14 protein-coding genes are annotated in these 20,704 nt (G+C 74.3%); 4 read left to right on the top strand and 10 right to left on the bottom strand.

From position 1 onward, the window contains the following. The first annotated feature begins 97 nt into the window (after positions 1–97). The gene (locus V5D56_RS02610; protein ID WP_435737511.1) at positions 98–1,450 is read left to right on the top strand and encodes an APC family permease; all 1,353 of its coding nucleotides are present in this window, start codon (positions 98–100) and stop codon (positions 1,448–1,450) included. Between the two features lie 2 nt (positions 1,451–1,452). On the opposite strand, the gene V5D56_RS02605 is transcribed toward V5D56_RS02610, so the two are convergent. The 3 genes from V5D56_RS02605 to V5D56_RS02595 form a co-directional block, all read right to left on the bottom strand. Beyond that, complete coding sequence (locus V5D56_RS02605) at positions 1,453–2,661, bottom strand: beta-ketoacyl-[acyl-carrier-protein] synthase family protein (protein WP_435737510.1); 1,209 nt, start codon at positions 2,659–2,661, stop codon at positions 1,453–1,455. 173 nt (positions 2,662–2,834) lie between these two features. Then, positions 2,835–7,733, bottom strand: a complete 4,899-nt coding sequence (gene hrpA / locus V5D56_RS02600) for an ATP-dependent RNA helicase HrpA (RefSeq protein WP_435737509.1) — start codon at positions 7,731–7,733, stop codon at positions 2,835–2,837. 128 nt (positions 7,734–7,861) lie between these two features. After that, positions 7,862–8,338, bottom strand: a complete 477-nt coding sequence (locus tag V5D56_RS02595; protein ID WP_435737508.1) for a hypothetical protein — start codon at positions 8,336–8,338, stop codon at positions 7,862–7,864. 68 nt (positions 8,339–8,406) lie between these two features. On the opposite strand from V5D56_RS02595, the gene V5D56_RS02590 reads away from it, so the two are divergent. Continuing rightward, a complete protein-coding gene (locus V5D56_RS02590) occupies positions 8,407–8,868 on the top strand; it encodes a VOC family protein (RefSeq protein ID WP_435737507.1) in 462 nt (153 codons plus the stop codon). Between the two features lie 87 nt (positions 8,869–8,955). On the opposite strand, the gene V5D56_RS02585 is transcribed toward V5D56_RS02590, so the two are convergent. The 3 genes from V5D56_RS02585 to V5D56_RS02575 form a co-directional block, all read right to left on the bottom strand. Continuing rightward, positions 8,956–13,572: a metallophosphoesterase gene (locus V5D56_RS02585; protein ID WP_435737506.1), complete on the bottom strand. Its 4,617-nt coding sequence runs from the start codon at positions 13,570–13,572 to the stop codon at positions 8,956–8,958. A 138-nt stretch (positions 13,573–13,710) separates the two neighbouring features. After that, positions 13,711–14,274, bottom strand: coding sequence for an N-acetyltransferase family protein (locus V5D56_RS02580; RefSeq protein WP_435737505.1), 564 nt, complete (start codon positions 14,272–14,274; stop codon positions 13,711–13,713). Positions 14,275–14,320: 46 nt separating this feature from the next. After that, complete coding sequence (locus V5D56_RS02575; protein WP_435737504.1) at positions 14,321–14,932, bottom strand: hypothetical protein; 612 nt, start codon at positions 14,930–14,932, stop codon at positions 14,321–14,323. 52 nt (positions 14,933–14,984) lie between these two features. Between V5D56_RS02575 and V5D56_RS02570 the strand changes: the two genes are divergently transcribed. Further along, a complete protein-coding gene (locus V5D56_RS02570) occupies positions 14,985–15,875 on the top strand; it encodes a siderophore-interacting protein (RefSeq protein WP_435737503.1) in 891 nt (296 codons plus the stop codon). Between the two features lie 30 nt (positions 15,876–15,905). Here the strand turns inward: V5D56_RS02570 and V5D56_RS02565 are convergent, their stop codons facing one another. Both V5D56_RS02565 and V5D56_RS02560 read right to left on the bottom strand, forming a co-directional pair. Then, a complete protein-coding gene (locus V5D56_RS02565; protein WP_435737502.1) occupies positions 15,906–16,301 on the bottom strand; it encodes a type II toxin-antitoxin system VapC family toxin in 396 nt (131 codons plus the stop codon). Continuing rightward, a complete protein-coding gene (locus tag V5D56_RS02560) occupies positions 16,298–16,552 on the bottom strand; it encodes a type II toxin-antitoxin system Phd/YefM family antitoxin (protein WP_435737501.1) in 255 nt (84 codons plus the stop codon). The genes V5D56_RS02565 and V5D56_RS02560 overlap by 4 nt, the downstream gene beginning before the upstream one ends. A 137-nt stretch (positions 16,553–16,689) precedes the next feature. On the opposite strand from V5D56_RS02560, the gene V5D56_RS02555 reads away from it, so the two are divergent. Beyond that, the gene (locus V5D56_RS02555) at positions 16,690–17,799 is read left to right on the top strand and encodes an NAD-dependent epimerase/dehydratase family protein (protein WP_435737500.1); all 1,110 of its coding nucleotides are present in this window, start codon (positions 16,690–16,692) and stop codon (positions 17,797–17,799) included. Between the two features lie 92 nt (positions 17,800–17,891). Here V5D56_RS02555 and V5D56_RS02550 read toward each other — a convergent pair whose 3' ends face one another. Both V5D56_RS02550 and V5D56_RS02545 read right to left on the bottom strand, forming a co-directional pair. Next, positions 17,892–18,965 (bottom strand): LLM class flavin-dependent oxidoreductase, encoded by a 1,074-nt coding sequence (locus tag V5D56_RS02550; RefSeq protein ID WP_435737499.1) that lies wholly within the window; start codon positions 18,963–18,965, stop codon positions 17,892–17,894. Between the two features lie 49 nt (positions 18,966–19,014). Next, positions 19,015–20,697, bottom strand: coding sequence for a bifunctional phosphatase PAP2/diacylglycerol kinase family protein (locus tag V5D56_RS02545; RefSeq protein ID WP_435737498.1), 1,683 nt, complete (start codon positions 20,695–20,697; stop codon positions 19,015–19,017). Positions 20,698–20,704: the final 7 nt, after the last annotated feature.

Genomic DNA, 20,704 nt, shown 5'->3' with positions numbered 1-20,704 from the left:
GCCCGCGAGCGACATCCGGAGGACCCCCGACCCGACCCTGGTCTCTCGAGAACCGGTTCGGGCCGCGAGCAACGGGAGTCGGTGCCACATTGGCCCGATGAGCAGCACCGACACCTCGCAGAGCCCCCGGAGCACGGACCCTGACACGCGGCTGTCCCGGTCCGTCGGGGGCCGTCTCCTGTACCTGTTCATCCTCGGCGACGTCCTCGGCGCAGGCGTGTACGCGCTCGTCGGGGAGATGGCCGGAGAGGTCGGCGGCGCCGTCTGGCTCCCGCTGCTCGTCGCGCTGGGGCTCGCGCTGCTCACCGCCGGGTCGTACGCCGAGCTCGTCACCAAGTACCCGCGCGCCGGCGGCGCCGCGGTCTTCGCCGACCGGGCGTTCCGCAGCCCGCTCGTGTCGTTCCTCGTGGGCTTCTCGATGCTCGCGGCGGGCGTCACGAGCGCGGCCGGGCTGTCCCTGGCCTTCGCGGGCGACTACTTCGCGACGTTCGTCGACGCGCCCGACCGGCTCGTCGCCGTGCTGTTCCTCGCGGCCGTCGCGGCGCTCAACGCGCGCGGCATCAAGGAGTCGCTGCGCGCGAACGTCGCCATGACCGCGATCGAGCTGTCCGGGCTCGTGCTCGTGGTCGTGCTGGCGGCGGTGGTGCTGGGCCGGGGTGACGGCGAGCCGGCGCGCGTCACGCAGTTCACGGAGGGCACGACGCCGGCTCTCGCCGTCCTCGCGGGCGCCATCCTCGCGTACTACTCGTTCGTCGGCTTCGAGACGTCGGCGAACCTCGCCGAGGAGGTGCGCGACGTCCGCCGCACGTACCCCCGCGCTCTCTTCGGGGCGCTGATCACCGCGGGCGTCGTGTACGTGGCGGTCGGGCTCGCGGCGGTCGCGGTCGTCGACCCGGAGACGCTCGCGGGCTCGTCCGGGCCGCTGCTCGAGGTCGTCGACGCGGAGGGCTCCGTCCCGGCGTGGGTGTTCTCGCTCGTCGCGCTCATCGCCGTCGCGAACGGTGCGCTGCTCACGATGATCATGGCGAGCCGCCTCGCCTACGGCATGGCGGAGCAGGGCATCCTGCCGTCGGTGCTCGGGCGCGTGCTGCCCCGGCGGCGCACGCCGTGGGTCGCGATCGTCGTCACGACGCTCGTCGCCATGGGCCTCGTCTTCACGGGCGACGTCGCGGCGCTCGCCGAGACCGTCGTCCTCCTGCTGCTGCTCGTCTTCGCCTCGACGAACGTCGCGGTGCTCGTGCTGCGGCGCGACCACGTCGACCAGCCGCACTTCCGCGTCGCGACGGTCGTGCCGGTGCTCGGCGTCGCGTCGTGCGTGCTGCTCCTCACGCAGCAGGACGGCGTGACGTGGCTCCGCGCGGGCGCGCTGCTCGCCGTCGGCGTGGTGCTCTACCTCGTCATGCGGTGGACGGGCGGCGTCGGGCGCGACCGTCGTGCCACCGAGGTGTGAGCTCAGTCGCGCGACACCACCACGCTCGCGCTGTGCCCGCCGAACCCGAACGCGTTGACCAGCGCGTGCCGCGCCGTCGTCGCCCGCGCCGGGCCGCTGACGACATCGAGGTCGATCGCCGGGTCCTGCGTGTCGAGGTTGAGCGTGGGCGGCACGACGCCGTCGCGCAGCGCGAGGACCGCGACGAGCACGCCGAGCGCCCCCGACGCGCCGAGCAGGTGCCCGGTCGCGCCCTTGGTGGAGGTGACGGCGGGCGGGGTGCCGAGCGCGGTGCGGATCGCGGTGGCCTCGTTGGCGTCGCCCGCCGGGGTCGACGTCGCGTGCGCGTGCACCAGACCGACGTCGCCCGGCGTGAGGCCTGCGGACCGGACGGCCTGCGTGATCGTGCGCGCCTGGTTCTGCGGGTCGCCGCCGACGATGTCGAACGCGTCCGACGTCAGGGCCGCCCCGGCGACGACGCCGTGGACCGTCGCGCCCCGTGCCCGCGCGTGCTCCTCGCTCTCGAGCACCAGCACGGTCGACCCCTCGGCCATGACGAACCCGTCACGACCGACGTCGAACGGCCGTGACGCGCGCTCGGGATGGTCGTTGCGCGTGGACAGAGCGCGCGCCTGCGCGAACGCCGCGATCGAGAACGGCAGCACGCCCGCCTCGACCCCTCCGCAGACGACGACGTCCGCCGAGCCCGCGAGGATCATCTCCCGGCCCATCGCGATGGCCTCCGTACCCGCCGCGCACGCGCTGATCGGCGCCCGGGCCCCGGCCTTGGCGCCGAGCACGATCGACAGCCACGCCGCCGGCCCGTTGGCCATGAGCATCGTCACGGTGTGGGGGGAGACCCGGCGGTAGCCCTGCTCGTCGAGCACCTTCGCCTGCGCGAGCGTCGTCGCGATGCCCCCGTTCGCCGACCCGATCGCGACCGCGAGGCGTGTCGGGTCGACGTCGGGCACGCCGGCCGACTCCCACGCCTCGCGGCCCGCGACGAGCGTGAGCTGCTCCGCGCGGTCGGTGCGGCGCGACTCCCGGACGCTCAGCGACGCGGCGAACGCGTCGTCGACCCGGGCCGCGATCCGCACCGGGAGGTCCTGCGCCCAGTCGTCCTCGATCGGCCCGATCCCCGAGCGGCCGGCGACCAGCCCCTCCCACGTCGCCGCGGCGGTGGTCCCCAAGGGGGTCGCCGCGCCGAACCCCGTGACCACTGCGCGCGTCATGGATGCCCCCCGATCCTGAGCCCTCGCGGTCAGCGCCGCGACGAGTGCCGTGCCGATGGCACCCATTCCAGGGCATGGTCGCGGGTCTGTCCTGTCGAAGCGCTACGACCCTCGTTCCCGGCACCGACGCGCCGCCGTCGCAGGGTGCGAACCCGGACGTGACGTCCGGCCGGTCACCAGCCGCCGGGAGCGAGGATCTTGCGGATCCGCTTCTCGCTCACCGGGCCGTCGGTCCCGAGCTGCTGCGCGAACAACGACACGCGCAGCTCTTCCACCAGCCACCGCACGTCGGCCAGCTCCTGCGCCCGCACCGGGTCGCTCGGGCCGGCCGCGTACGCGGCGCGGGCCTTCGCGAACGCCTCCTCGACGTCGTGCACGCGCCACGCCAGCTCGGCGTCCCGGTTCGGGTTCGCCTGCGCCTTCTCCAGCCGGTACGACGCCGCACGCAGGTACCGCGTCAGATGCGGCAGACGCTCGGGCGGGGTCGCCGAGACGAAGCCGTCGTGGACCAGCCCCGCGACCTGGTCGCGCAGGTCCGTGAGCGTGTTGAGCAGCGCCAGGCTGTTCGCCGACCGGATCTCGCCGTCCAGCGTCCGCGCCGCCGACAGCGCCGCCACCACGTGCCCGACGACGCGGTGCACCTGGTCCTCGAGGTGCTGCCGGACGAAGCCTCGCGCCGCCGCGTACGCGTCGGCGGCCCGGATCGCCGCCGCGTCCGGCTGCGGCCCGTACGACCCGGCGCCCCCGCTCGTCAGCGCGACCACCGACGCGAGCTGCAGGTCGGTCACCAGCGCGTCGGTGCTGCGGTACGGGCTCGCCGCGAGCGTCAACGACTGCGTGCCGCTCCACCGGCTCGTGATCCGACCCGTCGCGAGCGCCGCCTCGCTGAGCAGCAACCGCCGGACGCCGCGCGGGTGCTCCCGCGACTGCACGTTCCGGTCGGCGAGCACCCGCAGCGCGACGCTCGGCCTCCCCTTGGCGTCCTGCTCCTCCACGAGCGCCGGATACCCGCGCACCACGACCCCGCCCCCGAGGTCCGTCGACACCGTCTCCGGGATCGCGCCCCCGGGCAGGTCGACCGGCCACGTCGTGAGCCCGGTCTGCTCGGTGACGAGCGAGTCTGCGGTGGTCGGGTTCGCGGTGGTGGCCGGGTTCGCGGCGGCTGCCCCCGAGGTGCTCGGGCTACCATCCGGAGCCCTCGTCCCTCGGGCTCCTCCCGCCAGGCCCGCCACGCCCTTCGCATCCTCGGGCGCAGCCGCCGCTCCGCGGTCCCGTTGCCCAGATGCGCCGGACGATGCGGGGGAGCCTGCGCCGTCGGGCCCGCCGCGGGTACCGCCGGACGGTGAGCCGGACGGTGAGCCGGACGCGTGAGGCGACCCGGCGCCGTCGGGCACCGTGGAGCCACCGCCGGAGGGTGAGCCGGACGCGGAGGCGGCGGAGGGGGCGTCGGTGGCGAAGGGCGTGGTGGGCCTGGCGGGAGCATCGCGAGGAACGAGCGATGCGGATGGTAGCCCGAGCGCCGACGCCCCCTCCGCCGCCGTGCTCGACCCAGACCCCGAGGCGGCCTCACGCAACGCCGCACCGACCGCACCCTTCACGGCCGCGCGGACCGCCGCCTGGTTCTGGGCGGCGAGGCGGCGCTGCAGCGCGAGGAGGTCCTTCGACTCGTCGAGGACCACCTCGCCCTGGCGACGCGGGTCGGTCACGCGGAAGGTCATGCGCAGGTGCGCCGGGAGGCGGGCCTCCTGCTCGGGTCCCCACGCGTCGTCGGGGATCACGACGTCGCGCAGGGCGCGGACCGCGCGCGTGAACGCCACGTGGAACGGCTCCGCCATGTCGCCGGCGCGGGCCATGTCCTCCCACGCGGGGGTGTTGTCGCGCAGCCAGGCGACGACGTCGCGCGCGACGTCCGGGGCGGGCACGAGCTGGACGCGGACCGGCTTGGGCAGCGAGCGGATCGTCGCCGTCGCGAGCTCGTCGAGGAGGCCGGGGACCATCCAGTCGAAGCCGTCGGGCACGACGCGGTTGAGGACGGAGATCGGCACGTGGACGGTGACGCCGTCGGCCTCCGTGCCGGGCTGGAACTGGTACGTCAGCGGGAGCGTGAGCTCGCCCTGCTGCCAGGTCTCGGGGAACTGCGACGTGTCGATCTGCTCGGCGTCGGGCACGAGCTGCTCGAGCGTGAAGGTGAGCAGGTCGGGGTCGCGGCGCCGCGCCGTCTTCCACCAGCGGTCGAAGTGCGCCGCGGAGACGACGTCGTCCGGGATCCGCTCGTCGTAGAAGGCGAACAGGGCCTCGTCGTCGATCACGAGACCGCGCTGGCGCGAGCGCGCCTCGAGCTCCTCCGCCTCCTCCAGGAGACGCCGGTTCTCGTGGAAGAACTCGTGGTGCGTCGTCCACTCGCCCTGCACGAGAGCGTGCCGCACGAACAGCTCGCGCGCGCCCTCCGGGTCGACCTTGGCGTAGAGCACCTTGCGGTCGGCGACGATCGGGACGCCGTACAGCAGCACCTTCTCGACCGCGATCGCGGCGCCGCGCTTCGTCGACCAGTGCGGCTCGGAGTAGGTGCGCCGCGCGAGGTCGCCCGCGAGGTCTTCCGCCCACTCCGGCTGGATGCGTGCGACGTCGCGCGCCCACAGGCGGCTCGTCTCCACGAGCTCGCCCGCCATGATCCACGCCGGCGGCTTCTTGCTCAGCGGCGAGCCCGGGAAGATCGCGAACCGCGCGCCGCGCGCACCCGTGTACTCGTTGCGCGCCTGCTTCTGCGCGCGGCGCAGCGCCTTGGCGCGCGCCTCGCCCTTGAGATGAGCGGCCGACGACGCCTTCACGTCGCCCGTGTCCTGCATCCCGATCTGCGAGAGCAGCCCGGCGAGCAGCGCGCGGTGGATCGTGTCGCCGTCCCAGGCGCGCTTGTACGCCCCGTCCCCGTTGAGTGCTGGGGATTTGTCGTCCGATGGTGCTCCGGACGACAAATCCCCAGCACTCAACGTCTTGCGCGGGCGGTACGACATGTCGATGCCGAGGGGCTTGGCCATGTCGCGGAGCTGGGCGACGACGTCCTGCCACTCGCGGATGCGCAGGAAGTTGAGGTACTCGGCCTTGCACAGGCGGCGGAAGGCCGAGGAGGAGAGGTCGTGCTGCTGCTCGCGGACGTGCTCCCAGAGGTTGAGGTACGTGAGGAAGTCGGAGTGCGGGTCGGTGAAGCGGGCGTGGAGCTGGTCGGCCTGCGGGCGCTGCTCGGCGGGGCGCTCGCGCGGGTCCTGGATCGACATGACGGCCGCGATGATCGCGACCTCGCGCGCCACGCCGAGCGTCGAGCCCTCCCAGATCATGCGGGCGAGGCGCGGGTCCATGGGGAGCTGCGCGAGGACGCGGCCGACCTCGGTGAGCCGCGTGGTCTGCTGAGCGCCGTCGGCCGCCGCGACGGTCTCCAGGGCGCCGAGCTCGGTGAGGAGCTGGACGCCGTCGCGCACGGCGCGCGTGTCCGGGGGCTCGACGAAGGGGAAGCGCGCGACGTCGTCGGGCGAGCCGACGACGCCCACGGAGATCATCTGGAGGAGCACCGACGCGAGGGACGTGCGCAGGATCTCGGGCTCGGTGAACTCGGGGCGGGAACCGAAGTCGTCCTCGGAGTAGAGGCGGATCGCGATGCCGTCGGCGACGCGGCCGGAGCGGCCCGAGCGCTGGTTGGCGCTCGCCTGCGAGACCGGCTCGATCGGTAGCCGCTGGACCTTCGTCGCCTTGGAGTAGCGCGAGATCCGGGCGGTGCCCGGGTCGACGACGTAGTGGATGCCCGGGACCGTGAGCGACGTCTCGGCGACGTTCGTCGCGAGCACGATGCGGCGCGACGCGTGCTGCTGGAACACGCGGTGCTGCTCCGCCGACGACAGGCGCGCGTAGAGCGGGAGGATCTCGACGTGCTGCGGGTGCTTCGGGTCGCGCACGCGGTCCTTGAGGTGGCCTTCGAGCGCGTCGGCGGCGTCGTGGATCTCCCGCTCGCCGGAGAGGAACACGAGGATGTCGCCGGAGCCCTCGCGCATCAGCTCGTCGCACGCGTCGACGATGCCCGTGACGAGGTCCTTCTCCTCGGTCCTGGCCTTCCCGACGCTCTTCCCGCTCTGGGGGTCGACGTCCGGGGAGAGCGGGCGGTAGCGGATCTCGACCGGGAAGGTGCGGCCGGAGACCTCGACGACGGGTGCGGCGTCGGGCAGCGCGTCGACGACGTAGTCCGGCGCGCCGCCGAGCGTGGCGAGGTGCGCGGGCGAGAAGTGCGCGGCGAACCGCTCGGAGTCGATCGTCGCGGACGTGATGACGAGCTTGAGGTCCGGGCGCTGCGGGAGCAGCCGCGCGAGGTACCCGAGGAGGAAATCGATGTTGAGCGACCGCTCGTGCGCCTCGTCGATGACGATCGTGTCGTACGCGAGGAGCCGCGGGTCGCGCTGGATCTGGGCGAGCAGGATGCCGTCGGTCATGACCTTGACGAGCGTGTCCTCGCTCGACGTGTCGGTGAACCGGACCTGGTACCCGACGACACCGCCGAGCGGCACCTGGAGCTCCTCGGCGATGCGCTCGGCGACCGTGCGCGCCGCGATCCGGCGGGGCTGCGTGTGCCCGATCTGCCCGGCGCGCCCGCGACCGAGGTCGAGGAGGATCTTCGGGAGCTGTGTCGTCTTGCCGGAACCCGTCTCGCCCGCGACCACCACGACCTGGTGGTCGCGGATCGCGGCGGCGATGTCGTCGCGCCGCGCGCTGACCGGCAGCTGCTCGGGGTAGACGATGGGCGGGACCTCGACGGCCGCGCGCTTCTCGGCGGCCCGCTCGAGCTGCGCGCGGCTCACCTGACGCGTGCCCGACGCCGCCCGGTCGCGCCGGTCCGGCCGGGTTCCCGGTCCGGTGCCCTGGGTCTCGTTGGGCGCCTGGCCGGCGGCCTGCGGCCCGCGGCCCCGGCGACGGTTGCCGCGCCGCCTGCCCGCCGCACGCGGTGCGCCGTCCGCACGCGGGGTGCCGTCGGTGGCGCCGCCCTGCTGGGGAGGGCGCACGTCAGGCTGGGGCTGCGGGGACTCGGGACTCACGACGACCCATTCTCTCAACCCGTGGCAACCGCATATCGCCATCGCGCTCCGCTCAGCGAGAACGGGCTCGGCTCGGGACGTCGACGATGCACGGGCCGCCGGTCACACCCGGTCGGCATCGACAGGAGTCAGCGCGTCGCGTTCCACACGTCGGCGGTGTCGCACGTGGTGGGGACGTGGAGCCCGGCTGGTGCCTCCCAGCCGTCGGGGGCGTCCTCGACGAGCACGCCGCCCGCGAGCGCGACGGCGTCGCCGTCGACGAACGACCCGCCCGCGCCGCTCAGCGCCGTCCCGTCCCAGGCGACGAGGTCCTCGCTGAAGACCGGCAGCCAGCGGGTGCCGAAGCCGTCGGTGACGTAGACGCACCCGCCCTCGACGGTCAGGTGACCTTCGAGGAGCGCGGCGTCGCCGGCACCGACGCTCTCGCCCCACACCGCGACCTCGTCGACCGTGACCCCCTCCGAGCCCGTCCACAGGGAGGCGCAGCCGCCCGCCGCACCCGCGCCGAGCACGAGGAGGGCCGCAGTGGTGACGGCGCGTCGCCGTCGTTGCCCGGACGCCGGGTGCCGGGAGCGCGGGCGCGCCGTCGCGCCGGTGCGTGTCATGTCGCGACCGTAGCGGGTGTCGGTGGGCGGTGGGACGCTCGGACGACATCGCCGAGCGGGGAGGAACCATGAGCAGCACGGTCCAGGTGACGTTCGACGCGCGGGACCCGCGCGCCCTGTCGACGTTCTGGAAGGAGGTGCTGGGCTACGTCCACCCGGGGCCGCCGGGCGTGGAGCTGCCGGAGGGCGCGGACCCGCTCGCGGCGTGGGACGAGTTCCTGGAGCGGTCGGGCGTGCCCGAGGACCAGCGCAACAGCGCGTCGGCGCTCGAGGACCCGGACGGCAAGGGCCCGCGGGTCTTCTTCCAGCAGGTGCCCGAGGAGAAGGTGGCCAAGAACCGCGTGCACCTCGACGTGCGGACGGCGCCGGAGCTGCGCGGCGACGAGCGGATGGCGGCCCTGGAGGCCCGGTGCGCCGAGCTCGTCGCGCTCGGTGCCTCGCGGCTGCGGCGCTTCGAGCCGGAGCCGCCGACGAGCATCGGGTTCATCGTCATGGCCGATCCCGAGGGCAACGAGTTCTGCCTGGACTGAGGCCGTCGGCCAGGTCGTGCGGTGGGGACGGCGTGACCCGCCCGCCCGGGGACGGGCGAGCGGGTCACGGGTGTGAGGTGCGGGTCGTCAGCCGCAGGCGACGCCCTCGAACGGGACGATGACGCTCTCCTCGGGGCCGGTGCCGTCCGTCGCGGATGCGGTGACGGTCACCTCGCCGTCCTCGACCGTGCCGGACCTGGTCGAGAACGACGCGTATGCGAACCTGCCCGGTGCGACCGCGGCGAAGTCCCTCGCCCCGAAGGGCGTGTCGAACCGCACGTCGAGCGCGGCGTCGTCGGCGTTCCCCACGCGGACCGCGACGTACGCCCGGCCGGCGAGGCAGCGGGCCTGGGCCGTGACGTCCGAGAGCGACGGCCCGGTGGTCCCGACGGCGGTGAAGGTGTGCACCGGCGAGATCGCGGTGCCGCCGTGCGGGCCGGTGACCACCGCGTACCACCCGTGCTCACCGGGCTCGACGCCGACCCACGTCCCCGACGCGACGGTCCCGGACGGCACGCCGGACACCTCGTCGATCGTCTCCGTGGTAAGCACGTCGACCGTCAGGCCGTCGGTCGCCAGCCGCTTCGTGGTCGGCTCCAGCCCGAGCGCGGCGTAGGGGATCTCGAAGTCCTGCATGCCGGCCGGGTCGTTGAGCGCGGCGTCGTCGGAGTCGAAGTCGTCGAGCGACGGCGAGTACGTCCGCACGACGATCCGACCGCTCCCGTCGGCGCCACCGTCGTTGTCGAAGTGCAGCAGCCGCAGGTATCCGAGCCCACCCTCCGGCAGGCCCTGGTAGTCGAACAGCATCGAGTACACCGTGCGGTCGGCGACGCCGTCACCGTCGTCGTCGAAGTCGTCGGTGCGCGTGTAGGCGTCGTGGTAGTGGCCGGAGCTCACGAGCGCGACGTTCGGGTTCGGCGCGACGACCTCGTCGAGGATGCGCTGCGGGATCGGCCCGAGCCCCCCGGTGGTGAGCATGTACTCGTGCAGGTTGATCCAGACCGTGCGCTCCGGGTACCTCGCGATGACGTCGTTCATCCACTCGATGTGCTCGCCGCCGGGGGCCCACCCCATGGACAGCAGGAGCAGGTCGACGCCGTTCGCGCTCACGAGGTCGTAGTGGCCCCGGTTGTCCTGGATGTCGCCTCCCCACCACGGGTTGGCCGAGAACCGGTCGGCACCGAAGTACTCGGAGTACGTCGAGTAGTCGGCCAGAGCACCGCCGACGTCGTGGTTGCCCGCCAGCACGCCGTACGGCAGCCCGGCGTCGTCGAGCTTCCGGTACGTCGGGTCGGCGTTGAGCCACTGGTGCTCCTGGTCCCAGTCGTCGACGATGTCACCGGTGTGGATCAGGTACTGCAGGTTCACCTCGTCGCGGACGTCCAGGACGAAGTCGTGGATGGCCTCCTGGTGCGCGTACCACTCGTCGCCCGAGCCGTCCGTCGGCTGCCCCTGGTTGTCGTTGTAGTACTGCGTGTCCGACTCCCAGGCGATCGTGAAGTCGTACCCGGACCGCGGCGTGGCGTCGGGGTGGAACGGCGTGGCGACGTCCTCACGGCCGGAGCGCGGCGTCCCGGCGAACCCCTCGGAGTGCTGCACGAGCACCGTCACCTGACCGTCGCGGACATGACCCTCCACGGGCACGGTGCCGCCGAGCTCGAACTCGGTGGCCGCCCCGTCGGTCGTGACGTGGCGGTCGACCTCCTGCCAGGTGTCGCCGGCCACGTCGAGGACGGACAGCAGCACCTTCGCGTCGGCGTTCGCCGACCCGGACCAGGCGATGCGCACCTCGCTGTCGGCTGCGGCGTCCTCGGGGACGTCCACCGTGAACAGCTGGTACGGGAGCTCGGTGTCGGAGGAGACCTCGGCGGAGAGGCCGTCGGTGCCGACGATCTTCTCGAGCTCGTCGGCGCTCAGGACGGTGCGGCCGTCCCGGTCGGTGGACGAGGCGTCCGTCGTGGTGCCCGAGAACGCCTCGACCTGCGGGTCCGCGGCGTCGACGGTGTGCCCGACCCGGAACTCCACGTCGAGGTCGTCCCCCGTCGCCGAGCCCGGGGTCGCGGACAGCGTCAGGTCGCCGGCCTCGACGGTGGCGCCGTCGGCCGGCGCACCGAGCTCGACCGTCGGGACCTCGTCGGGCGTGATGAGCCCGAGCGTCCGCTCGGCGGTGTTCCCCAGGGCGTCCGTCGCCGTCAGGACCACGGTGTGGTCGCCGGCGGAGAGCTCGAGCGACGACGTCGTGTACGGCAGGTCGATCTCCTCGCCGTCGAGCGTGGCCGTGACGGAGTCGACCCCGGAGCCCGCGTCGGACGCCTTCGCGTCGATCGTGAAGCTCCCGCGGTACGTCTCACCGTCGACCAGCGCCGTGCTGAGCTCGGGGGCCGTGTTGTCGACGACGACGGTGCGCGTCACGGACCCGGCGCCCGCGTCACCGGCGCGGCTCGCGGAGACGGTGTGCTCGCCGTCGTCCACCGCGGTGGTGTCCCAGGTGTGGGCGAGCGAGTCGAACGCGTCCTGCGGCACCGAGAAGGTGGCGGTGAAGTAGACCTGGTTGGCGTCGTTGAAGCCGATCCGCGTGGTGGGGTCGGGGCACTCGCGGACCGTCTCCTCCTGGCCCTCGCCCGCGCCGCCGCACACCTCGGGGCGCAGCACGCGGCCGTCGGGCAGGGCGAGCCGCAGGTTCATGGCGGTGAAGTCGTCGTTGTTCTCGTCCGGGTCCGGCTCGGGCCACGCCTTGGTGCCGGCGTAGATGCCCAGGGTCAGCCCCTCCCCGGCGACGACGCGCTCGACCGGCACCTCGCTGGTGACCGTCTCGACGCGCGAGTAGAAGCCCTCGTCGAAGATCGTCAGGACGTCGTCGCCGAGCCTGACGCCGTTGCGGAAGAAGGCGTCGGTGCTCGTGGCCTCGAACGCGAACAGCGCCGGGGCCTCGATCGCCGGGGTGAGCTCGTCGACCGCGGACCCGTCGATCGACAGGCGCAGGTCCGCGGGGTCGCCGGTCGTCGTGGCCGCGACCCGCGTCGCGCCGCCGACGTACTGTCCCTCGGTCACGTTGAGCCGCACGGGGTCGTCACCGGTGTCGTCCAGGTCGACCCGGACCGGGCCGAGCGTGGTCGCGTTCTGCCCGTCGGACGCCCTGACGGTGTACTCGGCCCAGGACTTGCCGTAGAGGTCGACGGCGGGGACGGCGTAGGAGAACCGGTCGGCAGCCTCGACGCGGAGCAGCTGGGTGACCGGCTCGCCGACGTCGGAGGTCAGGGTGAGCTCCACGGTGCTGACCAGCCGGTCGTCCGTCACCTCGAACAGCAGGGCGAGCCCGTCCGTCCCCGGGGCGTCGTCGCTCCCCGTGAGGTCGGTGATCACCGGCTCCTCGACGTCCTGCGGCGTGACGACGAGCGCGGCGGGCACCTGGTCCGGCGTCACCGAGCCGGGGGTCGCCTCGCCGGTGCCGACGAGCGTCTGGCTCGTGCCCTCGTCCCAGCGGTACTGGATCGGCTGGTCGACGACCGTCTGGTCGTTGTTCATGTAGTCGGCCCGCGAGACCGGATGACCGGTGTTGGTCTCGACCTGCAGCCCGCGCAGGCCGCCGTTGGCCATGCCTCCGGAGAAGATCTCGACGAGGTCGACGCCGCCGGTCAGCGTGCTGCCGAAGTGGGCGTTGAAGTCGGCGGCCGTGAGGTGGTCGTTCGCACCGTTCTTGACCCACAGCACCAGCGTGCGCCCGGGTTCGATCACCGGGTCGGACGGCGTCGCCGGCCACAGCGTGCTGCTGGTGACGGTGTGGTTCGCGTCGAGGTAGAGGTAGCTGATCGTGTGCTCCGAGAACGGCACCGGAGCGTCGGAGGCGTTGTAGACCTCGATGAACTCGTAGGCGTCGGCCCCGCCGACGTTCGCGGTGTCCGGCGCCACCTCGGTCACCTGCAGCACGGGGGCGCCGAGGGCCGGGTCGCTCGGGGTCGGGTCCGGGGTCTCGGTCGGCGTGGGTACCGGGGTCTCGGTCGGCGTGGGATCGGGCGTCTCGGTCGGTTCCGGCGTGGGCTCCGGGTCGACAGGACCGAGCTGCGCGTCGTCGACGACCCCCGGCGTGTACGGGCCGGTGGAGTGCTCCACCAGGGCCGTCGATCCGTCGCCGGGGACGGCGAAGTGGGTCGAGACGCCCGGTGCGGCGGAGGGGCGGGCGTAGACCGACCAGCTCAGCGCGCGCCCCGCCGGGTCGTCGACGCGGATGCCGCGCGGCCCGCTGTTGGCCATGCCGGGCTGCCCGGTGACGTGGAAGAGCGGGACGTCGGCGCCGGCGCCGACGGCGGCGCGGAACTCGTCGTCGGTCCTCGCGAGGCTGTCGACGGTGGACGAGGTGTACTGCAACCAGAGCACCGCGCTGCCGTGCGCGGGGATCGTCGCCGTCTCCTCGGCGAGCATGAGCGGCTTGTCGCTGCCCGACGTGCCGGCGTCCGTGTAGACGTAGGTGAAGCCGTGGTCGGCGACGTCGACGGCCTCGTCCGTCGTGTTCGTCACCTCGAAGAACTCGAAGTCGTCGTACCCGTCGTTGTCGGGAGCGATCTCGGTGACCACCAGCGGCGGGCGCAGGGGCGCGTCGGTGGCCCCGGCTGCTGCCGCCGGGACGGTGACGAGCGATCCGCCGGCGACGGCGAGCGCGGTGAGGCCCGCGACCCGTCTGCTGAGGGCATGTCGTGTCAGAGGCATGCGAAGAGGACCCTTCCTTCGTGGATGACGGTCGAACGTTGCCCGCAGCACGTGAACGGATCCGTTCCCGCAGGTGAACCCGCGGCGACCGGCAGCGGTCGAGGCGGGGTGCACGGAGACCTGGGTCTCAGGGAGTGCTCAGCCGAGCATCCTGCGCATGACGACACGCGGCGTCCCGCCGCTGACGCCGGTCGTCGGCGCGGCACGCACGAACCCGGCCCGCTCGAAGAGCGCGACGCTCCCGACGTACCCGGAGATGACGTCGACACGCTCGGGCCCCGAGTCCACCGGGTACCCCTCGACCGCGGGAGCGCCGTGCGCGGCGGCGTGCTCGACGGCGCCCGCGAGCAGGTCGTGCATGAGCCCGCGGCGCCGGTACCCGGCCCGCACCACGAAGCACACGGCGCTCCAGGCGTCGAGCTCGTCGACGAACGGGATCGTGCGCGAGCGCATGAGACGTCGGTAGGTGCTGCGTGGTGCGACGGAGCACCAGCCCGCGACCTCGCCGTCGACGTAGGCGAGCACGCCGGGGCCGGGTTCGACGGCGCACAGGTCGGCCATGTAGGCAGGCCGGTCGTCGTTGCCGACGCGGCTGTCCCGGTACGACATGCACCAGCAGCCCGGCACCCCGGGGCTCTTCGGGCCGACCACGGTCGCGAAGTCGGTGAAGCGGCCGACGGCGGGGCGCACCTCGACGTCCATCACGTCACCGTAGCCGGTGGCCCGGCCGGGCGAGAGGCGGTGCCGCTCAGGGGAGCGGCACGTCGGTGACGTCCTCGGGGTCGGCGCCGGCCGTGACGGTGGCCGACGGCGGCGTGTCGCCGTCGACGCACGTCGGTCCGTCGAGCGGGTCGAGACCCCAGGGGTCGGGCTCCTCGGTGTGGTACGGCACGACGAGCGTGCCGCGGCGCGCGTCGGTGTCGACGGTGACGCGGGCGACCGCCACGACGTCGGCCACGTCCCGCGTCGCGACCACGACGACCGTGTCCACGGCGTCGCCGCCGTCGGCCACCTGGCAGGACGCACCGACCACCGTCCAGCCCTCCGTGCGCAGTGCCGCTGCCGTCGTGACGCCCTCGGTCCACACCGCCTGGTCGGCACGCCCGTCGGGCGGTGCCGTGCGTTCCTCGGTGAACGACACCTGCCCGCGGTACGCGAGGACGGCCGCACTGCGGAACGCGCCCCGGGCCGGGTCCGCCTGCCAGTCCGCGTCGAACGGCGCGGCGTCCTCGAGGGCGGCGAGCCGGGCCGTGTCGACGTCGTCGGGCTCGCTGCGGACGCCTGCGCAGGCTCCCGTCCCGAGGACGGCGGCGGCCACGGCGCACGCGATGACGGCGCGGGACAACAGGGCGCGGACCATGGTGGCGGAGCCTATCGGGACGCCCGGGCGCCCCGTGTGATGGGATCGACGGGTGTTCACGCGCTCCCGCACCCACCTCGACCTCGTCCCGCGTCGCGTCCGTGTCCACGCCGTCGCCGAGACCTCGACCGCGCTGCGCCGCATCACCTTCCGCGCCGCGGTCGACGCCGGGGCCGAACCCCTCGGACCGGGCGACCCGGCGGAGCGCGCGCTGCTCCGAGCGCCTGGACCCGACGACCACGTGAAGGTGTTCCTCCCCGACCCGGCGACCGGTGTGCTGCACCCCCCGACGCTCACCGCCGACGGCGCGCTCCAGCGCCCGGCCGGCGTCGTGTCGATCTCCCGGGAGATGACGGTCCGCTCGACCCGGACGGTCGGCGAGGTCGGCGAGGTCGACGTCGACTGGGTGCTCCACGGCGACGACGTTCCCGGTGCGCCGCCCGGCGAACCGGGCGGTCCGGCGTCCGCGTGGGCGGCGCGCGCGACGGCCGGTGACGAGGTCGTCCTCGTCGGACCGACGTCGAGCGGCGGCGTGCCCGAGGGGATCGGGCGGCTCCTGGTCGTCGGGGACGAGACGGGTCTGCCCGCGCTCGCGCGGTGGGTGGCCGCCGTCGGGCCGGACGTCCCCGTGACCGCGATCGTCGAGATCGGCGACGACGTCGACGAGGCGTTCGTCGAGGACGAGCTGGGGCGCGCGTCCGTCGAGATCCTCTACCGCACGGACGGCCCGGGCCAGCTCGCCGAGGCGGTGCGCGCGCTCGGGCCGATCGACGCGGACGAGTACGCGGTCGGGGCGGGGGAGGCCACCGATCTGGCCGTGGTGCGTCGCGACCTGCGCCGCTCAGGTGCGCGCCCGGACCAGCTCGCGATCCGGGGCTACTGGCGGCGCGGCGTCGTGAACCTCGACCCCGACGCGCCGCTCGACCCGACGGATCCGGACTGACCCGACCGAACCAGGAGCCGAGCCGGTCCGCTAGGCACCGGCGACGACGTCGACCGCGAGGCCCCTGCTCGCGGCGTGCAGGCGCTGATCGTTCGTCCACAGCGCGGAGCACCCGTGCACCTGAGCGGTGGCGAGGTGGAGCGCGTCCGGGGTGCGCAGGCCGTGCGTCGCCCGGAGGCGGGCGGCACGCTCGAAGACGTCCGCGGGGACGGCGAGCTGGTGGAAGAGGTCGAGGACCGTGCGGTACCGCGACTCGAGCTCGAGGTCACCCCGGCGCAGCGGTCCGACCAGGCACTCCATCGCGACGAGCGGGCTCACGGCGACCGGCTCGTCGCCGGCCCGCGCGAGCCGCTTCCGCACCGCCTCGCCCCGTGGGCCTGGATCCTCGACCGCGTAGATGACGACGCACGAGTCGAGGTAGATCACTCCCAGCCCTCGCGCTCCGCAGCGACGTCGGCGTCGACCTCCTCGGTGCTGCGGACGGATCGCGACGGCACCGGGTGAGCCTCCAGCCACTCGAGGATCGCAGGCCCGGTCCCGTGCGAGAGGTCGGCTCGGACGGGGACGAGTCGCACGAGGGGGACGTCGCGCTTGGCGATGACCACCTCCTCGCCCGCCACAGCGCGGGCGATCAACGCGGACAGGTTGTTCTTGGCCTCGAGCACGTTCATCTGCATGCGTCCTCCTCGTCCTGGCCAGGTTACCTGGCCAGCAGAGCGGCATGTCAAGGCCTCGGAGGGGCGAGGCGGTGAGACGCGTCTGCCGACCGCGTAAGAGGCTGCGGGCGGGCGCGGGCTGCGCGACGCTGGGGCGCATGACGACACGGCTCCTGGTCCTCGGCGGTTCGGACTTCGTCGGCCGCGCGGTGGTCGACGACGCCCTCGCGCGCGGGTGGGACGTCACGGTCCTCAACCGCGGCACCCACCCCGCGCCCGACGGCGCCCGGCAGCTCGTCGGCGACCGCTCCCGCCCCGACGGGCTGGACGCGCTGCGGTCGGACGACGTCGCGCAGAAGTGGGACGTCGTCGTCGACACGTGGTCGTGGGCGCCCGCCGCCGTGCGCGACGCCGCGGGTCTCCTGGCGGGCCGCATCCCCGGCGACAGCCGGTACGTCTACGTGTCGTCCCGCTCGGTCTACAGGCCGTGGCCGCCGCGCGGCGCGGACGAGTCGGCGCCGCTCGTCGACGCCGACCCCGACGAGACGACGCACGACGACTACGCGCGCGCCAAGCGTGGCGCCGAGATCGCCGCCGTCGACGCGCTCGGAGACCGCGCGCTCCTGCTGCGTGCCGGCCTCATCCTCGGGCCGCGCGAGAACGTCGGCCGGCTCCCGTGGTGGTTGCGCCGCGTCGCGCAGGGCGGTCCGGTCCTCGCGCCGGGCCCGGCCGAGCTCCCGCTCCAGCACGTCGACGCACGCGACCTCGCGGCGTTCGCGCTCGACGCGGCGCTCACGGGCGCCTCGGGTCCGGTCGACGTGGTGAGCGCACCCGGGCACGCGACGATGCGCGACGTGCTCTCGGCGTGCGTCGCGGTCACCGCCGACGCCGTCTCGGCGGCCGGGCGCCCGCCCGCCGAGCTCGTCTGGGTCGAGCCGGAGGTCGTGGAGCGGGCGGGGATCGAGCCGTGGTCGCAGCTGCCCATCTGGATCCCACCGGGCGAGCTGTACGACGCGCTCCACGGCTCCGACGTGTCGCGCGCGTTCTCCCTCGGGCTGCGCACGCGCGACGTGCGCGAGACGGTCCGCGACACGTGGGACTGGATGCAGGCCCTGGACGCGGACGGAGAGGCGACGCCGCAGCGCGCGGACCGGCCCGGCGTCGGGCTCCCGCGCGAGCTGGAGGACGAGGCGCTCCGCCTCGCGGGGGCGGACCCGACCGGCGGAAGCGACGGCCCTGGCCGGCGGACGGCCGGCTTCAGCGCCTGACACGCCGTGCCGAACACGGGATCGTCCACCGGATCCCGCGCGATCCGGTGGACGATCCCGTGCTCGACGGTCGTGATCGCGTGGTCGGCGGCTCAGCCCTCGGCGAGCAGCTCGCGCACCCGGGGGATCACCTGGGTCCCGTAGAGCTCGATGCTGCGCATCATCGCGTCGTGCGGCAGCGTGCCGGACGAGTACTTGAGGTCGAACCGCCCGGCCCCGAGCAGGCGCACGGTCGAGGCGATCTTGCGCGCCACCGTCTCCGGCGACCCGACGTACAGCGACCCGTCCCGGATGTCGTGCGCGAACCGTCCGCGGTGGTAGGCGGGCCAGCCGCGCTCTCGGCCGATGCGGTTGTTCATGGCCGCGAAGTGCTCGTAGACCTCCTCCTGCGCCTGCTCGTCGGTCTCGGCGACGTGCCCGGGGGAGTGCACGCCGACCGGCAGCACGGGCTGCCCGAGCTCGTCGACCGCGCGGTGGTACAGGTCGACGTACGGGCGGAACCGCTCGGGCTCGCCGCCGATGATCGCGAGCATGAGCCCCAGGCCGTGGCGCGCGGTGCGGACCACCGACTCCGGCGACCCGCCCACGCCGACCCAGGTGCGCAGGCGCCCGGACTCCGTCTTGGGGAAGACCTCCAGACCGCTCAGCGCCGCACGCGTCGTCCCCGACCACGACACCGGTCCCTCGTCGAGCAGGTGCACGAACAGGTCGAGCTTCTCCTCGAACAGCACCTCGTAGTCGGAGAGGTCGTAGCCGAACAGCGGGAACGACTCGATGAACGACCCGCGCCCGAGGATCACCTCGGCGCGGCCGTCGGACAGGGCGTCGAGCGTCGCGAAGCGCTCGAACACGCGCACGGGGTCGTCCGAGCTGAGCACCGTGACGGCCGACCCGAGCCGGATCCGCGACGTGCGCGTCGCGATGCCCGCGAGCACGACCTCGGGCGCGCTCACGGCGAAGTCCTCGCGGTGGTGCTCGCCGACCCCGAAGAAGTCGACGCCCACCTGGTCCGCGAGCACGGCCTCGTCGACGACCTCGCGGATCGTGCGCGCCGCGGTGACCGGCGCACCGTCCGGCCCGGCCGTGACGTCGCCGAACGTGTCGAGACCCAGCTCGACCTGCTCGGGAGCGGTCCTCTCCGCGGCGGCGGTGGTGGGCTCGGTCATGGTCTCTCCTCGGTCGTCGTGCGCCGTCGGGGCCGACGGGTGCGTCCGGTCAACGGTTCCGGGGCGCGGGATCTTCCGCGAGCGCCTCGCCCGCCGGGACGTAGAGGCGCAGCGCCGCGCGGCGGACCGTGAGCCGCACACGGACCGCGCCCGACGCCGCGTGGTCCCCCACGGTCAGCACCTCGCCGTCGTGCGCGAGGACGACGTGCGGGTCGCCCGGCTCGCGCGCGGGGAACCGCAGGTCGAGCCGCTCGACCGCCGTGGCCCCGACGACGAGGTGCCGGCGCACCCCGGGCACGCGGCGCGCGAGCCGGGTCCCGGTGTCGCCGGCCGCCACCTCGAGGAACGTGCGCAGACGGCTCGCGCGGCGCTCGGCACGGGCGGTGCGGACGTCGAGCACCCCGTCGTCCAGGCGGCGGCGCTCGACGGGCGCGAGGCTCTGCGGGTAGTACCGGTTCACGCCGGCGAAGAGCGACCAGTAGTCGCCGCTCCTGACCTCGTGGCCGTCGATGTCGAGCCGCACGGGCCGTGCGCTGGCCAGGACGCGAGCGGCGGCGAGCACCGCCGCGGGCCACTTCCCGAGCCGGTGCTCGTAGCGCTCCCGCTCGGTGACGAGCTCCGGGTACACCCCGACCGAGAACGTGTTGAGGACGGTGCGGGCTCCGCCGCCCGGGTCGCCGTCGACGCCCGGACCGGTGACCTCCAGGTCCGCGACGTCGACCACCGCACCCGTCCCCTCGCGCACCGCGGCGAGGGAGGCCGTGATCGACCCGAGGCCGGCGGTCCGTGCGAAGTGGTTGAGCGTCCCGCCGGGCAGCACCACGAGGGGCAGGTCGTGCGCGCGAGCCGCCGCGGCCGCCGTCGACACCGTGCCGTCACCACCGCTTACCCCCAGCGCCCTCGCGCCGCGCGCCGCCGCGTCGTCGTACAGGGCGCGCAGGTCGTCGCCGTCGGACAGGAGGTGGAGCTCCGCCGCGGGGAGTCCGTCCCGGACGGCCGCGGCCGGGTCCTCCGCGAGGGCCCGGCCCGAGCCGGCGGCGGGGTTGACCACGACGAAGAGCCCGGCGCCGTCGGGCAGCGCGGGGACGTCGGCGGCCGGACCCGCCGGCGCCGCGGCGCGGCGGCGGTGGGACCCGGGCGCGACCGCCCGCCCCACGAGCGCGACGGTGGTGCCCACCGCGACACCGGCCGCGACGTCCGAGAACCAGTGCGACCCGGTGTGCAGGCGCGAGTAGGCCACGGCCGTCGCGAGCGGCACCAGCGCGACGCCGAGCACGGGCCACTCCACGGCCACGCCGGTGACGAACGCCGCCGCCGACGCGGAGTGGCCGGAGGGGAACGACGGCGACGTCGGGGGGTGGGCGAGCCGCCGCCACGCGGGGAGGCTCTCGGGCGAGGGCCGCTCGCCGCCGAACAGGGTCTTGCCCACGAGGTTCGCGACGGCGCTCGCGGCGAGGAGCGAGCCGTAGCCGCGCACGGCGGCACGCCGGCCGCGCGGCCCCGTCACGGCGGCGGCGAGCGCGAGGCCGCCCCACAGCACGCCGTGGTCGGCGACGGTGGACAGGCCCGCGAGGGCGGCGTCCGCCCGCGGCCCCAGCCGACGGCGGTTCGTGCGGCCGTTGATCGACCGGTCGGCGCGGGCCACGGCCGGGAACGCCTCGTGCGGCTTGACGAGGCCCGTCACGCGCAGCGCGGGACGGGGCAGCGGCCGACGCGGAGCCTGGGACGCCATGCTCGAA

Origin of the sequence: Cellulosimicrobium sp. PMB13 (assembly GCF_051294865.1) — a bacterium.
Taxonomy (GTDB): domain Bacteria; phylum Actinomycetota; class Actinomycetes; order Actinomycetales; family Cellulomonadaceae; genus Cellulosimicrobium.
This window is presented reverse-complemented; position numbering and strand designations above follow the sequence as displayed.